The following is a 679-nucleotide window of genomic DNA, read 5'->3' on the forward strand; positions in this document are numbered from 1 at the left end:
GCGCCGCGGTCGTAGGTGTAGGTACGCGTGTAGTGGGTCAACTCGCCGCTTTCCGGGTAGAGCGGCACGATCGGCGGCGGCAGCGCCTGCGTCTGGCGCCCGGCGTTGGCGTTTTCCCGCCCGGTGGCCCGCGTCAGCTGGTACAGCGCATCGTAGGTGTAGTGGCTGGCCGGCTCGACGCGCTGGTTGCGAGTGTAGCCGGTGGTCTGGGCCGCGTCGTCGATCGCGAGCAGGTTGCCGATCGGGTCGTACTGGTACGACAGGGCTTGCAGCACGGTGGCGCGGCCGTTCTGCGCGGGGCGTGTCGTGCGCAGCTCGGCCAGCCGCTGGGTCTGCGGCTCGTAGCAGTAGTCGGTGACGACGCCGTTGCCAGCCTCTTCGTGCAACACCTGGCCGGCGGCGCTGTAGGTGATCGCGCGCAACAGCGGTTGCCAGGTATCCCGGCCGGCCAGTTGCAGCTCGCTGCCGGCGAGCTGGCCGGCGACGTTGAAGCGCTGGCGCTGGCGGTGGCCGCGCGCATCGCGGCGTTCGGTCTGCTGGCCGAGGGCATTGTAGGTCCAGCGGGTGGTGTAGGTCTCGGGTGCGAGATCGCGCGCCCAGGCGGCCGGATCGTCGCCGGCCCAGTCGCTGTCGAGCACGTCGTCGCGCAGGAACTGCTGGCGGGTGGTCAGCGGCTGGC

1 pseudogene is annotated in these 679 nt (G+C 71.1%); it reads right to left on the minus strand.

Annotated features, from left to right (window positions below):
- Window positions 1-679, minus strand: a pseudogene (locus tag KVT39_RS36440) (RHS repeat protein); the annotation flags it as partial.

It is taken from the genome of Burkholderia sp. GbtcB21 (assembly GCF_019091065.1).
GTDB lineage: Bacteria > Pseudomonadota > Gammaproteobacteria > Burkholderiales > Burkholderiaceae > Burkholderia > Burkholderia pyrrocinia_C.